Raw genomic sequence first — 14954 nt, 5'->3', positions numbered from 1 at the left:
GATATATTACAGATGAGGAATAGACGAGAAATAGACGAAAATAAAGCGTCTCTGAAGCGTATGTGAAGCGTATGTGAGACGAATTTATATCGAATTTATGACGAGTTTATTATTACTCCTTGATATGAATTTTCTTTAAAAAAGAATTACTTATACTTTATTTCTTTAGTTTAATGTTAGATAACGATGAGATCTTAACTAAAAATAAGCTTTACGAACAAAAAATTTAATAAATATATTTTCTTATTATGAAATTTTATTTTCACAACTTATTTTTGAAATAAATTTTAAATCATTTACTATGTTATCGATAGAATATTTGAAGAAAAAATTGAACATGAGTAAAAATGTTAAACTAAGAGATATTAGACTAATAGACCGCTACATTAAAAGAGATGAAAATTTTTATCCAGAAATAGAAGGAATGGATTTCGGTTCTGTTTGGTCAATGCACGATAGACATGTTAGTTTTGGAAGCGAAGAGAGAAATTTTAAAAATGTATTTAGACCCGTTTTAATTGTAGACAACAAACAAATTAAAAATTATTACGGCACTGCGGAAGTTGCACCAGGAACATCAAAAGTTCATAAACCAAAGCCTACAGTGTTAATTGCAAAAGTGCCTCCTGAGAATTTAAGAAAGACAACTTTCTTTTTAATTCACTTCAAGTGGAATGCAAAAATTTCCTTGATAAATAAAAGACTAACCGAACTTTCACCATCTCTAAAAAATAAATTAAAAGAAATTATTGATAATTATTATGGATGAAAAAAATCTAATTCACCAAATTATTCGAAAAATTATTTCAAATAATGCTGCATATAGTGATATTAAAGAATTTGATATTCAAATAACTAAAATGGTCAGTGTTTGGCTTAGAGATAAGGGTATTATTGATGAAGAGTTAATAAAAGATTTAAAACAACAAGTAATTCAAAGCTTATACGAATCATTTGATAATAATAAATTCTGGCAAGAGAAATCTGCTGAAACCGAAGACAATAACAAAATGATTATCTCTTACATTTATTCGATTATTAAATCTAGTCATAGAATATTAACTAAATCTATTTTATCTGAAGAATCAAAAAATCTAAGAACTGCTGTAATAAATTCACTAAATTCATTAGTTGATGAGAATAAAGTAATAAAAATAAACAAGTATGATACTGATTATTTTTCTGTTAATAACAATGTAGAGAAAAAACTGTACGATGGTTATGTAGAAGTTAGAAAATTATTTATACTTCGACAAAATAGTTCAAGCTCAATTGGAAGAGTTAATGGCGGGGAAGTTTGTAAAGCGGTCTATGAGATACTTGAAAATTTAGAAAATTACTATTTGTCCATCTCTGATATAATGGATATACTTTTGAACAACAGTGATATAACATCACGCACATCAGTTGCTTTAGATAGTACAGAAGAAAATGAGGAACATGATAATATAATTTCTGAAGAACATTTATTAATTCAGGATAAAAAAACTGAACCATTTGATTATGATGCATTCTTAGAAAACTGTAATGCAAGATTAAAATATTTTTTGCAAAATGAGAAAAAAGTCGAACTCCATAAAATTTGCTTTTTCCTTTATTACAAAGCTGATTTTACTTATGATGAAATAAGAAATTATATTATGCAAAAGTTCAATAAAAAAATCTCTATACAAACAGTCAAAAATTATATTGACAATACAATACTTATTCTGGATTTCCAAAGATACTTTGATTCAGACAGCAAGGAATTCTATAATGCAATAGAATATTTAATGAATTCAATTGCTAAAGAATTTAATTTAACCAATGAATAAAAACAGGTATATAAAATGCAAGATGAATATAAATACATAGAATACATGCTTAATCCACCTGAATTTTTGGAACCCGGACAGATCTGGAAGTATCCCACTAAGGGACTGGAGTTTGTTATTACAGAAGTTTTCTCATCAAGGGAAAAAAAGTCTCCTGATACAGTAGTGCGAGCTTCAATTATTACTCCAATAAAATATCTTGCTGATGAAAATGATGTAACTCTTAGGAATGATGCAATAGCAAGCGAAGTTTTTCATCGGGAAAGGTTTGTGTTGAGAATAACTGATGGGCCGATTGCAGCAAGGTGGTTTAAAATTTATTCTGGTAAAGTGGAAGATAAAACACTTCAAGAAATTAAAGAATCTCTGAAGATAAAAAATTACAGTTATGACGAAACACAACAGATATTAATAAACGAACTTTTAGAATCGCTTGAACCAGTTCGTTATGAAGCTGTTAATATTTATGAAGAAACAGCTTCAGAAGAAATTGATTCTGAAAACCTGATAATTATCAATCTGCCTGTCATTGAAAAAGAATTTACAGAAGAAAGAATAAGATTAGCAGCATCAGATTTTTCTGCAGAAGAAAAAAATATTGAATTCTGGAGAAAGGAAAGAGATGCAATTTATAAAACAGAATTGCCTTTGAATATTCCGAATTTAGTAATCAGAATTTCTTTTGTTGATGATTGGCATTATTTAATAATTGTAACTGATAAGTATAAAAATATTGATAGAATAGAAATCTTTGAAAATGAAGAGACATTCTTTAAAAAAGAAAACTTAGTGATAGAAACTCAACGCATACCAATTTTAATTAACAAGAAATTTAACGAAGAAGCTGTCTATAGATTTGAAATTGAGTTAGAAGGTAAATCACTTTCTGCTTATTTCATGGTTAACTATGGTAAATAAAATCAAAGAATTGATAAGTGAAGGAAGATTTAATACTGCTGTTAAACTTTGCGAAGAAGAAATTAGGAAGAATGAAAATAATCTTGATGAAAGAATACATTTTGAAGAAGAGAAAAAACTTATAGAAAAATACTATGAAGCTTTTATAACAAATATTCCTGGCGAGACATTCCTGCCTTTAGTTAATCAGAATAATAATCGGGGAAAAGTTCTAAAATTAAAGACTGCCTACAGAAATTATGATGATATTAATGTAAATGAAGAATGGACAAATAACATCAAAGAGATTATCACTGACTTTTTTGATTTATATCTTAAGAAAGAATATCCTTTTATAAAAATACTCGAATGGGATTTAAATGAAATAAAATGCGGCATTAAAAATTATTATAATTCTGTCAACAAATATGAAATTGAAGGAAAGTCCTACTTGCTTCCTCTAATTCTTTCTGTAATTTCTTTATTGACAGAGAAAAACATTTCGAATGAATATTGCTTTACAGGTGATTTAGAAAAATTTAATAACAGATATGTTCTAAAAAGAGTCGAGGGAATTGAGATTAAACAAAAAGTAATTCAGGAAGAGTTACCTGTTATAAGAAAATTTATTTATCCCGAAACATCAAAAGATTTATTTGATATAGTTAAAGAATTATTTGATGATTCAGTTAAGAATATAATTAAATCGCCCTTTGTTAAGCGTAGTATAGTTTTGGAAAAGAGCGAAGTAGGTTCTGAATTTGGTAAGCACAAAGTTATTACAATATCTTTAAATGGAAATTTATTGATAGATGAATTTTCACAAATGCCAGAATTTTTACGCAATAATATTCAACTACTTAAGGATGAAGGAAATGGTGTAATTTATGATGGGAGAGCACCAATAGTAATTTACTCAATGATTTCAAGCATTACTGAAATTATAAATTCTCTGCCCAATTTTCTTGCAATTAATTATCCTTCAGCAATCCAGCCAAATAATTCATTATATAAAGCTGCAATAGTAATAAGAACATCAAACAGCGGCGGTTCGAAATTAAAAGAGGGAGATGTTATTTATTATAAATGAGATATTTTATACTCTCAATAGATAATTTAAGCAAAAAAATTTTTTAACATACTAAAATTTTCTTTACATAAAATATTATATGATTTATTTTTACAGTGGTAATTAAATACTGAGGGATTATGGATTGTTTAATCTTATTGTCGATGAATAACCTTTCAGCTAACCACACCAAATTTTATCTTGCAAGACTTTTACTTACACACCTAAAAAAAATAACATAGCCGCACTACTAGTTAAAGAATTTTCTTCTATACATATAAATTAAAATCAATTGCAAGTTATTAGTATAAATATTTGAAATAATTTTTTAAACAAACTCTAATTAAATAGGAAAAAGAGGGGAATATGGAAGAAAGAGTTTACAAATGTACAATTGTAACCCCAATGTTTATCTACCTTGCTAAAGAAGGATTGAGACTTATCTAGAAAATTTGAAAACTCCCGCGAAAGGGACTCATATCTATAAAGAATTCATTACCTTACTAAAAAAGTATTGAACATAAAAAACTATAAGTAAATTATGGAACAACTCGGTCCACAACAAAAAATATTCATCGACTTAGTGCTGCAATTCTTGGCAAAATTGAACATTTTTGAAGAAATTTCAGTGGTTTATGATGAGAAGACCCATCGATACAGATTTTTTGCTGTCCCTCACATACTATTTAAGGACATTGTTAAAGATATCTCAAAAGAGAACTATAAGAAAGTCGGGCTTTCAACTGATTTACCTGACGAATCGAGCATAGTTGACGAAAGTGTTCTGTATGAAAAGGTCTTTTACTGTTGTAGTAATCTCATTTGGGGTTATATAACCGGAGGGCGCGAAATTGTTGAAGGCGAAGCAAACTGAAATGTTCTCCTCTGCCAGAATTGCTGATCTTTACAAAAGATTTAATCGGTTCGTTAGCTTAACAAAAAATCGATCGACATCAAACTCGCTGCAGCATTTATACAAAAGCTACAGCGAGTTTTTTGATTATTTATTTCAAATAAAGCTTTGTTTATTTGTGTGCTAATTAATCAATCATATACTTGAGGGTATTTATGAAATCACCAATAAGCAGTGCATCTTTAGTTGGAACATTAATTTTTATTATAATGCTTCTTTTTATTGGAAGCATTACAATTTTCAAATTTTTTATTTATGCAATACTTATTATCATTGGCTTTTTCCTGTTGAATTACATAATGAGAAAATTATATTAACTTAAAAGCTTATAAAGAGGGTAATACTGTGGGACTTCTATCAATATTTTATCAAGAATTAAAAAGAGGGTACAGAGAAGAAATGGCAAAACAGAAAGACTATAATCCTGAAGAACCTGATTTATTTGACAAACTTGAATACACATATTTTGTATTAAAGGAGAAGTTCCAAGAGACCGAACCAAAGCTTAAACAACATGCACGCAAGACAATTTCTGTTTTAAAAGAAAATCTTGATGCCTTAGAGAAAAAATTGGAAAAGTAGCTTTCAAAAGAAAATATTTAGCATCTTTGATTTTTAGAATTGACCTAAAAGTAGTGAAAGTTATTATTAGATATGTCTATTCAACGAATCGACTTACAAGAATAACTAATTATTACTTCATCTGTGTGAATCTGCCAAATCTGTGTTCTATAAATTATCCTCATTGATTTTATTTAAACATAATCCCTTTTTAAAAATCTAAAGCAGTTTTTGAAAAACACAATAAACCGCACTCTTATAAATTAACAAAGAGTGAAGCAATGGCACCAATAGTACTTCTTGGAATATCAATGGTTTTTCTTACAGTTTTTTTCTGGTATTTGGAATTAAAATACTTCATCGAGAATATTTATTATCCAAAAAAGAGAAATAATTTTTTACTCTATGCAATAGATGCATTTTATTCATTCTTTAGAAATATATTTGGGTTCTTTTACTATGGCAGATATTTTCTTTTAGATTTAATTGCAACAGGATTTCTTGTTTCGTTCCTTGGATTTGGGGATGCTGTTACTGGTGGTATACTGGGTTTGACAATGTCAAATGCACTTTCTGTTTTAATATTGTTTATTCAAAAGAAAAATGCTAAACAGAAACAAATTTTATTGAATAAAGCCAATTAAAATCTTGGGGGCAAAATGGAAAAAGTTCTTGCTTTAGAAAAAAATCCACTGTTCATTCAATTGTATGAGGAATTGAAATATTCACTCAATTCTATGAAAGAAAAAGATTTATTGAGAATTTTTTTCGCTTTAATTAAAGATTCTGCAATTGATACTTATAAAAACAAAAAAGATATTGTAAATGCTGTTACAGAATTTTCAAAAGAAAAAATTAATTATTATAAACAAGTGGGTATCAGAAATGCAGCTGAAGAAGATTTTATTAAGGTAAAAAATTTCATTAACAATCTGCCTACGGTTATTAAAGAAAAAGCAGAATTATTTAGAAGTTTGTCAAAAGAAGAAAAAGTTGAAGTACTTATTTCAATTGTTATGGGAATAATAATTTTTTCAATTGCAGCAGGCGGCAGCGATTTTGAAGGAGGAATACCTGACCTTGATATTAAAATTGGTGGATTAGGTTTTCACAGAAGTATCTGGTTCCATTCAATTATTTCGGGATTTACTTTTGAATTTCTTCTTAGATTGAGTTATAAAATTATAAATAATGTAATCGAATATTTGCCGGAAAATCATCATGAATCTTGGGATAAAATAAAAGAATTTATTGAGAAGAATAAGCATATGACAATTGCAGCATTGTGGGCTGGAATAGCTGCTCATTTAATCAAAGATACTGGACTAATTGCTGGAAACTTTAAATCATATTCAGATTTGCCTGTTGGATTGGATATGGAATATCACAAAACATTCATGAGTGCAAATGGAATTGCATCAAGTATATTTGCTGCTAAAAATATAAACAATTCAGGTAAATAAAATGCTAATAAATTTATCAAATCATCCTTTGAATACATGGCAGGAAAATCAAATCTCTACTGCCAAAACTAAATATGGAGAAATTGTTGATATAGCTTTTCCTTTAATTCCTCCTGAAGAAGGTTTGGAATTTATTCATAACATAGCAAATGAATATTTAGAAAAAATCGAAGAAAAAATTAAGAAAACTTCTGACTATGAAAATGCTGTGCACATAATGGGTGAATTAACATTTACTTATGTTTTAGTAAACAAATTAAGAGAAAAAGGGATAAAAGCAATTGCATCTACAACAAGAAGAGATGTTGTAGAAACAGCAGAAGGAAAGTTATCAAAATTTTCGTTTGTAAGATTTAGAGAATACTTTTAAGAAATATTCTATTTATAAATGAATAAATAAAGAAAAAAATTATTGCTTTTGTTAAATAACTATATTTATATTGCTAAAAAATTTTACTAATACAGATAAAAAATTGCAGCGGCAATTGTGAGAATAAAACTAAAACTTTATTCTGTGCATTCAGCGAGGGTTGCAATTAATTATAATTACAGTTTATCCTCTGCTATTTATAAGTTGCTAAGATTTGGCTCCCCCGAGTTCTCTGCATTTTTGCATCATAAAGGATTTATTATAAAAAATAAATCCTATAAACTGTTTACATTTTCACTTCAATTTGATAATGCAGTACTCGATGGGAATTCATTTATACTAAAATCTCCTATTGCTTATTTGTATGTAACATCACCGCTTGTTGATGAATTTATAAAAAATTTTGTAATAGGAACTTTTGAAAATCAGGCAATTGAAATAATGGCAGAAAACATATTTACAAGATTTAACATTCGACAGGCAGAAATATTACCTGAACCTGAATTTAATGAAGAGATGAAATTCAAGATGATGACGTCAACCGTCCTGTCTACAATGAAAATAGTAAATGGAAAGTTATCGACATATTATTACAGATATGATGATGACTTAAATGAAATTAACAGAGTGTTAAAACAGAATTTAATAAATAAGTATTCAATCATTTACAACAAAGAATATAGCGGCAAAGGAATAAAATTAACCTGGGATGAAAATTATATTAATCATGCACTTAAGAATAAAAAAAGATTATCCAAAAAAGTATCTATATTAAAAGACATCAATAAACCCATAGAAATTGTAGGCATATATTGTCCATTTAATATCAGTGGTGATAAAGAACTAATAAAAGTTGGGTATGAATGTGGATTTGGAGAGAAAAACAGTATGGGTTTTGGTATGGCAGAGGTTATAGCTAATAACTAAAAAGGACTAAAAATGTTAAAGATAGAAGAACTTAGAGAAGACTTTAACCTGTTTCTGAAGATTCATCTTGAAAAATATAGAGTATACGCAAATCGAGATGAATTTGTAGATGATACAGAGATGGAAATCGTATTTAATAATATTCTAGACTATTTTATTGATAATATACTTCCAGAAAAAATGAAATTAAAAAATCTAAGTCAGGCAGCTAAAACAGAATGGTTTAGCTCAATAGAATTTGATTATTACAATTACGATTTGCCAGATGATGAGGATATAGACCAAAATTTAGAAAAAACAATAAGATTATTATCAAGTAACTTCCCATTTTTACCGGAAGATTCATTAGCAGTACTGGTTTTTGCAGGACCAGCATTAGATGCATATGGTTTACCAAGGGATAGATTTATGGATTTATTAGAAGGGAAAGATAAATGCACAGAGATAGAAGAACATTTAATAACATGGGCATTTAATCTTACTGCATTAGCAATAGGATCTTTGAAAGAAAAAAATAAAAAGAAGAGACAAAAATATTTGAAAGAAGCAGTAGCAATAGCAAGCGAAGAATTAAATGAAGCAGAAGCTCGGGAAGTAGTAAATGAAATCATAGAGAACTATCAAGAACTAACAAAAGGTTTTGGAGAATCTTAAAGAAGGGGGACAAGAATTAAAAATATTTTGGAAATATTTCTGAAGTTTTAATTATACAGAAGAGGGAATAAATTAGAATCAGAAAATAAATCAGGAATTAAATATGACACCTGAAGAAAAAACACTAATCCTCGGGGCACTAATGCATGATAATGGAGTTAAAGTTATAAGGAGGCTCAAATGGCACAACTGACAAATAGGGATATAAATTATTTGGGTGCACTTCTTCATGATATTGGGAAACTAATCTGGCGTTCACAAGAAATTAAAGCTGGAGAACATCACGAAAAATTAGGTGAAGAATTTATCAGACAATATCTTGGTAAAATTAATTGTTTATCAGAAGATATTGAAGAAATTATAAATGCTGCAAATCGAAGAAGGGGTAAAATATGGAAAGCTGATATCATTGCCGCAGAGGAAAGAGAAGATAGTGAAGATAAATCACCCCGTAGATACCTAGAATGTATAACAAATAGAGTAGATCTTCATTACCCTAATATAAAAAGCAAATCTGAAAATTATTGGTATTACTATCCTAAAAAATTAAGTCTAGATAAAGAAGAAAATTTTCCATTTAACTCAAATAAAAAACTTCAAGATTACATTCATGATGATGTCACATATATTCACAATCATATCACTCTACTCAATGATTTTATAGTTGAGATAGATAAATTAAGAAGCGAAAATAATTTTTTATCGTTCAGAAGAACTTTTTATAAACTGTTAGAAAAATATACTAGCCGAGTTTTATCCGCTGGGTATTTATCTCACCCCGACATCTCACTTTTTGACCATTCACGAATTACCGCGGCTTTAAGTGTTTGTTATGAGGAAGGTGAGGAAAACAAAGAATGCTTATTAATAAAAGGGGATATAGCCGGAATTCAGAACTATATTTACAATGGTATACGTGAGATGACTGATATAGCAAAAAGATTGAGGGGCAGGTCGTTTACAATACAACTATTGACAGAGGTTTTGTCTAATTATTTTATTGATAAACTAAATTTATTTGAAGCTAATTTAATCTATAATGGCGGAGGCCATTTTTTAATATTATCTCCAAATAACAAAATTACACGTGAATTAATCAACAGATTAAATTCGGAAATTAATAATAAACTATTAAATAGGTATTCATCACAAATATCGTTGGTTTTAGAATTTATTGAATGTAGTGGCCAAGAATTTATTAATGATTTTAGAAACATATATCATGAACTAGATTCTAAATTGAATGAGGCAAAGAAACAGAAATTTAGAAATACATTAAACTTATTATTTCAAAATCAAAGGACTGCAAAAGAATACAGAAATATTGAAAATATAGTATCAAATGAAGAAAAAAGAATCGGCGAATTTTTACCTAAAACTAAATATTTATTATTTGGAGGTGATGTACAAAAATTTAATGAAAATAATAATGTGTTATTAATAAGTTTCCCGGAATATGAGTGTTTTGTATTCTTATGCAAGGATACTGAAAGTATTGAATATGTAATATCCTTAGCACAGAATAAAAATTTGTTTAGAATAATTTCTATTAATAATACGAATTTCATGAAAGATTTTGAAAGAGAAATATTTAAGAATGTTAGTAAAGAATTCCGTTTTTTAGGGAACAATGTTCCTACACGTAATAACGGTCAAATAATTAGTTTTGAAGAATTAGCCGAAATGCACTCTAAAAATTATCCTTTACTTGGGATTATGCGTATGGATGTTGATAATCTAGGAGCTGTTTTTGCTTTCGGCTTAAGAGAGCTTATTGATAGTGAAAAAAAATATACCCCTTCAAGAGTTGCATTTTTATCAAGAGAATTAAATTGGTTTTTTACAGGGTACATTAATGAGTTAGCAAAAGAATATGATATTTATATTGCATATTCAGGGGGTGATGATGTTTTTGTAGTTGGTAATTGGTATAAAATTATAAAATTCGCAGAAAAATTGCGAAAAGAATTCCGTCGCTTTGTTTGTAATAATGATAACCTATCTGTATCTGCTGGGATTATTTTTACAAAAGCTAATTTTCCTATCTCACAATCTGCGCTACTTGCAGGGGAGCAAGAGAAATTAGCTAAAGATACTATTCCGACAATTGAAAAAAATAAAGTAGGAATTTTTGACATTCAATTAACATGGGATGAATTTTCTGAATTTATAGTTCTTGCAGATGAGTTAAGTGATTTTATTGAATCAGATGAAGGTAAAAAAATTATTCCTCGAAGTTTTCTTTATACAATCTATAGTATTACAAGTAATATTTTTAATAATCGAGGAGCAATAGATTTTAGAAAACTATCAAAAGCTAAAGCAATTTTACATTATTTGTTTGCACGAAGGAAAGTTACATCAAGCATTATTGAACAAGAGAATAAAGGAAAGATGAAGGTTGAGGATTTACTTTATAAGCTTGCATTAAGATTATTGCTTAGTAAGGATAAAGAAAAAGAATACAAAAAAATTAAATTTCCATTAACAGTAGTGTTATATAAAACAAGGAGGTAAATATGGACCTTGCAAATGCAACTCCACAACAGATTGAAAATTATTATGCTTCAAAGGACAAGAATTATTATCAAAAGTTTACTACTAACCAATTACGTAACTTTTTTTCTGAAATAGTTTCTTTGAGAACTTACTATAGAGCATACCCACAAGAAAGGGAGAAAGTAGAATTAAGATTGAGAAAACTAAAAGCTATGTTACTTTATGCTGAGAGTAAACAAACAGGTAAGTCAGATTTAAAAGATTTTAGAAAAGATGTGTTTGAGCTTATTGATTCTGTTCTTAGTCAAAATGGTGATTTTAATAAAAAGCTTGAGCTCTTTTTTGATATCATCGAAGGTTTTGTAGCCTACCACAAATTTTACGAACAGAACAAAAATTTATAAAGGAGAAAAAAGATGGGAAATACTAATTCATTTTTGGGAAATATTATTTTGAAAGGAAAACTTAGAACCTTAACTCCACTTCATATTGGCGGTTCAAAAGATAAGTTTGAAATTGGTGGAGTAGATAATCCTGTTATTAAAGACCCTGTTACCAATTATCCTTACATCCCGGGCTCGTCTCTAAAAGGTAAATTGCGTATGCTATTAGAATTTGCTGAGGGAGTGGTTAAAGAGAGTGATAAAAAGAAGGGTGAATTTCCCCCGAGTACCGATCCAATAATAACTTCCTTATTTGGGGACAGTGCAGAAAATAGTTCTAATGGACCAACAAGATTAATTGTTCGTGATGCATATCCCGACCAAAAAACAATCACAATGTGGGAGAACACTAACTCTGAAACTCTTTATACAGAATATAAAGCAGAAAATACAATTGACAGAATGACTTCAGCCGCAAATCCTAGATTTATGGAAAGAGTTCATAAAGGTTCTGAGTTTGATGTAGAGTTTATCATTCAAGTATTTTCTATGGATACTGATAATGGAAAGAGCAATTTTGAAAAACTTGTAAAAGCCATTCGTCTTTTGGAAGATTCCACTCTTGGAGGTGGCGGTAGTAGAGGAAGTGGTAAAGTAGAATTCAAATTTTATGAACCTTATTTCATAAGTGTAGAGGATTACAAAAATGGTGATGGTAACTTTAAAAAAGATTTTCAAGGAAATGAACCAAATAAAACAAGTAAGGATTTATCTTATGATTCATTGGGAATAAAAACAAAAACTTTATAACAAAAAAATTGGATTTCAACAATGAAAATAATTAGAATATATCCTAAAACTAATTTTCATACATTTCTACGTTCTGATACTTTATGGGGTAACATTATTTATGCATACAAATTATTGTATGGTGAAGATAAACTAAAGGAATTGCTAAAATTATATCTTGATGGTAAATGTCCTTTTAGAGTATCATCAACTTTTCCTTTTGAAATTAATCAAAATGCTAATAGTAAATTTACTTATTACTTTCCTAAGCCAATTTTAGGTGGGCAAATAATAAATGCAAATGACCCTGAAGAGATGACAATACTAAAAAAATTTAAAAAGATAAGATATATAGAGAAAAGAATTTTTGAAGATTATATCAATGGTAATATTGATGATATAGAATTATATCAGATGTTTAAAGTATATTCTAAAGAAATGGAAAAAGATGCGAAAAATCATGATAAAAAAATAATTGATGCAAATGGCTTCAAGTCATTAGAAGGATTAAAACTAGTTCATAATCTTCATAACTCTATAGATAGGATGAGTAATTCAACATTAAAAGCGGAAGGAAGCGGACAGCTATATTGGGAAAGTGAATATTATTTCGGCAATGAATTTGGTTTATTTTTCTTAGTTGAAGGAGAAATACCAGAATTAATTGAAGCTCCAATCAGACTATTATCACATATTGGAATTGGTGGGAATAGAACTATAGGTAAGGGTAGTTTTGCTTTTGAGATTGATAACTTAAAATTGAACATACCTGCTCAGTTTAATGCATTCGTATCATTGTCATTGTATCAACCTAATTATGATGAAATCGAGGCAATTCAGAATCAAAGCACTATGTTATTTTATGATATTACTACAAGAATTGGAAAGCTTGGGAAATATTTTAATACCGGCTTTCAAGAAAAAAATCCAGTTAATTGTTTTGTTGAAGGCTCAACTTTTATGTTGAAAAAAAGACCGATCGGTAGTTTAGTTTCTACTGCTAAAATTAATAATGAATTAGAAGTTTATAGTAATTACTTGTTTTTAGGAATACAAGCTAATGTGAGGTTACAATGAAAGTTAAATTGAAAACATTAACGCCTATTCATGTTGGAACCGGTAAAAAATTAACACCATTAGAATTTATTAACGATTATCGAATAAGTTATGATAAGCTGTTCGATTTTATTGCTGAACAGAAAAAAGAAGATTTTTTTGACTGGCTAGAAAAAAATCCAACTATTTCTGCGATTGAAATTCAAAGATATTTTAGAATTAACCAGCAAGATTTAATAAAGAGAGCATCTTTATATAGAATTTCAGGGTCATTTCAAAGAGAACTAAATGAGGGAATTAAAGATGCTGAAAATAAGTTGTTTATTCCAGGTAGTTCTTTGAAAGGTGTTATTAGAACTGCATTAATGTATAAAGTTTTAAAAAATGATTCTCTGAAAGCTTTCTTATTAAATTTTTTAGATAAATTAATTAATAAAGCCAATACTATAAAAAATGATAGTAAGAAAATTAAAAATTTACTAAAAGAAGCTGATGATGAACTAGAAGAGAAGGTATTTATTTGTGGTGTTCAAAAAGAAAAGAATGGAAATTTAGAGATTATTTATAATGATCAAAAATATGATCTACTTAAAATAATTAGCGTTTCGGATTCGTCTTCTCTAGAATCACATAAAAATGGTGAAATAACTGAGCTTCAGGTTTATGCATTAAAAAAAGGACAACCTCACAAGCCCTTTAGAATCTATACAGAATCAATTGCTAAAGATTCAGAGTTGGAATTTGATGTAGCTTTTGATATTGAATTTTTGGAACAAGCTAAACAAGAATTAAATAATCCAAATTCAGATTTCGGGAGAAAATATTTCATAGGAATAGAACAGAAGTTGAAAAATTTATTTGATATTGACATTATTCAAGATAATTCATTTAATGAAGAAAAAATTATTAATGTCGTTTTTAATGCCTTAAATGATTTTGGAAAAGCTGTGTCACTTATAGAAAGTAAATGGGTAGATTCTATTAGTAATAATAACAATTCAAACGTGAGTTATTTGAAAAAAGTATACCAAACAAATAATAAGTTTAAGATAGGTTTTGGTACTGGTTTTAGTGGTATGACAATCTTACCTCTATTATTAGATAATAATCTTCAGCAAAAAGCATTTGAATTTTATAAAATAGTTGGAATAGGCTTTCACAGGTCAACAAATACTCACTTAAATATTAATGAGTTCCCCTTTACAAGAAAATATGAAAAAAATCATAATGTTTATGGAGCTTTTGGCTGGGTGAAAATTTTGAAAGATGATGAAAATGAATCAAAAATTAATGTAGCGCAAGAAGAAAAAAGAACAGAAAAACCCTCAAATATTGTTACTGCTGAAATTGTTGACGACAAATCAAAACCTGTTAAAATAAAAATTTTGGAAGGTGAATTTTACAATCAATTAACAATATTACCAGGTATAAGAATAGAAGGATTAGGTTTAGAAAAAGGTTCAAAAATATTTGTGAAATTAATAGTTAATAAGAAGATTTTGCAGAAGGCAGAGTTTAAAAATAAAGTATAATAAATTTTTATTTCGTATTTACTAGGT

The 14954-nt window shown here is 28.3% G+C and carries 17 protein-coding genes; all 17 read left to right on the top strand.

All coding sequences use genetic code 11. The features are described 5' to 3' along the window. Positions 1-301: 301 nt before the first annotated feature. Entirely contained in the window at positions 302-769 is a 468-nt protein-coding gene (locus AC27L2_RS12640; RefSeq protein ID WP_487212124.1) for a hypothetical protein, read from the top strand. Further along, complete coding sequence (locus AC27L2_RS12635) at positions 762-1814, top strand: hypothetical protein (protein ID WP_487212123.1); 1053 nt, start codon at positions 762-764, stop codon at positions 1812-1814. Before AC27L2_RS12640 ends, AC27L2_RS12635 begins: the two co-directional genes overlap by 8 nt. Positions 1815-1829: 15 nt before the next feature. Continuing rightward, positions 1830-2732 (top strand): hypothetical protein, encoded by a 903-nt coding sequence (locus AC27L2_RS12630; RefSeq protein WP_487212122.1) that lies wholly within the window; start codon positions 1830-1832, stop codon positions 2730-2732. Next, complete coding sequence (locus AC27L2_RS12625; protein WP_487212121.1) at positions 2722-3801, top strand: hypothetical protein; 1080 nt, start codon at positions 2722-2724, stop codon at positions 3799-3801. The genes AC27L2_RS12630 and AC27L2_RS12625 overlap by 11 nt, the downstream gene beginning before the upstream one ends. A gap of 520 nt (positions 3802-4321) precedes the next feature. After that, positions 4322-4654: a hypothetical protein gene (locus tag AC27L2_RS12620; protein WP_487212120.1), complete on the top strand. Its 333-nt coding sequence runs from the start codon at positions 4322-4324 to the stop codon at positions 4652-4654. 194 nt (positions 4655-4848) lie between these two features. Beyond that, positions 4849-5010, top strand: coding sequence for a hypothetical protein (locus tag AC27L2_RS12615; protein WP_487212119.1), 162 nt, complete (start codon positions 4849-4851; stop codon positions 5008-5010). A gap of 82 nt (positions 5011-5092) precedes the next feature. Then, positions 5093-5275 (top strand): hypothetical protein, encoded by a 183-nt coding sequence (locus tag AC27L2_RS12610; protein ID WP_487212118.1) that lies wholly within the window; start codon positions 5093-5095, stop codon positions 5273-5275. Between the two features lie 260 nt (positions 5276-5535). Continuing rightward, positions 5536-5898: a hypothetical protein gene (locus AC27L2_RS12605; RefSeq protein ID WP_487212117.1), complete on the top strand. Its 363-nt coding sequence runs from the start codon at positions 5536-5538 to the stop codon at positions 5896-5898. A gap of 15 nt (positions 5899-5913) precedes the next feature. After that, positions 5914-6717, top strand: coding sequence for a hypothetical protein (locus tag AC27L2_RS12600; RefSeq protein ID WP_487212116.1), 804 nt, complete (start codon positions 5914-5916; stop codon positions 6715-6717). A 1-nt stretch (position 6718) separates the two neighbouring features. After that, positions 6719-7087: a CRISPR-associated protein gene (locus AC27L2_RS12595; RefSeq protein WP_487212115.1), complete on the top strand. Its 369-nt coding sequence runs from the start codon at positions 6719-6721 to the stop codon at positions 7085-7087. 117 nt (positions 7088-7204) lie between these two features. Then, positions 7205-8014 carry a CRISPR-associated endoribonuclease Cas6 gene (gene cas6 / locus AC27L2_RS12590; RefSeq protein ID WP_487212114.1) on the top strand — a complete coding sequence of 270 codons (810 nt, stop codon included), beginning with the start codon at positions 7205-7207 and terminating at the stop codon, positions 8012-8014. Positions 8015-8026: 12 nt separating this feature from the next. Continuing rightward, on the top strand, positions 8027-8668 hold the full coding sequence (locus AC27L2_RS12585) for a hypothetical protein (protein WP_487212113.1): 642 nt from the start codon (positions 8027-8029) through the stop codon (positions 8666-8668). Positions 8669-8848: 180 nt separating this feature from the next. After that, positions 8849-11185 (top strand): type III-A CRISPR-associated protein Cas10/Csm1, encoded by a 2337-nt coding sequence (cas10, locus tag AC27L2_RS12580; protein WP_487212112.1) that lies wholly within the window; start codon positions 8849-8851, stop codon positions 11183-11185. 2 nt (positions 11186-11187) lie between these two features. After that, on the top strand, positions 11188-11571 hold the full coding sequence (gene csm2 / locus AC27L2_RS12575) for a type III-A CRISPR-associated protein Csm2 (protein WP_487212111.1): 384 nt from the start codon (positions 11188-11190) through the stop codon (positions 11569-11571). Between the two features lie 12 nt (positions 11572-11583). Beyond that, on the top strand, positions 11584-12360 hold the full coding sequence (gene csm3, locus AC27L2_RS12570; protein WP_487212110.1) for a type III-A CRISPR-associated RAMP protein Csm3: 777 nt from the start codon (positions 11584-11586) through the stop codon (positions 12358-12360). A 21-nt stretch (positions 12361-12381) separates the two neighbouring features. Next, complete coding sequence (gene csm4, locus AC27L2_RS12565) at positions 12382-13416, top strand: type III-A CRISPR-associated RAMP protein Csm4 (protein ID WP_487212109.1); 1035 nt, start codon at positions 12382-12384, stop codon at positions 13414-13416. Beyond that, a complete protein-coding gene (gene csm5 / locus AC27L2_RS12560) occupies positions 13413-14927 on the top strand; it encodes a type III-A CRISPR-associated RAMP protein Csm5 (RefSeq protein WP_487212108.1) in 1515 nt (504 codons plus the stop codon). Before csm4 ends, csm5 begins: the two co-directional genes overlap by 4 nt. Positions 14928-14954 lie beyond the last annotated feature (27 nt).

The sequence above is a fragment of the Rosettibacter sp. KY25 genome (genome assembly GCF_057554405.1).
Note: the sequence above shows the minus strand (reverse complement) of the source record. Positions and strands in the feature narration are given on the sequence as shown.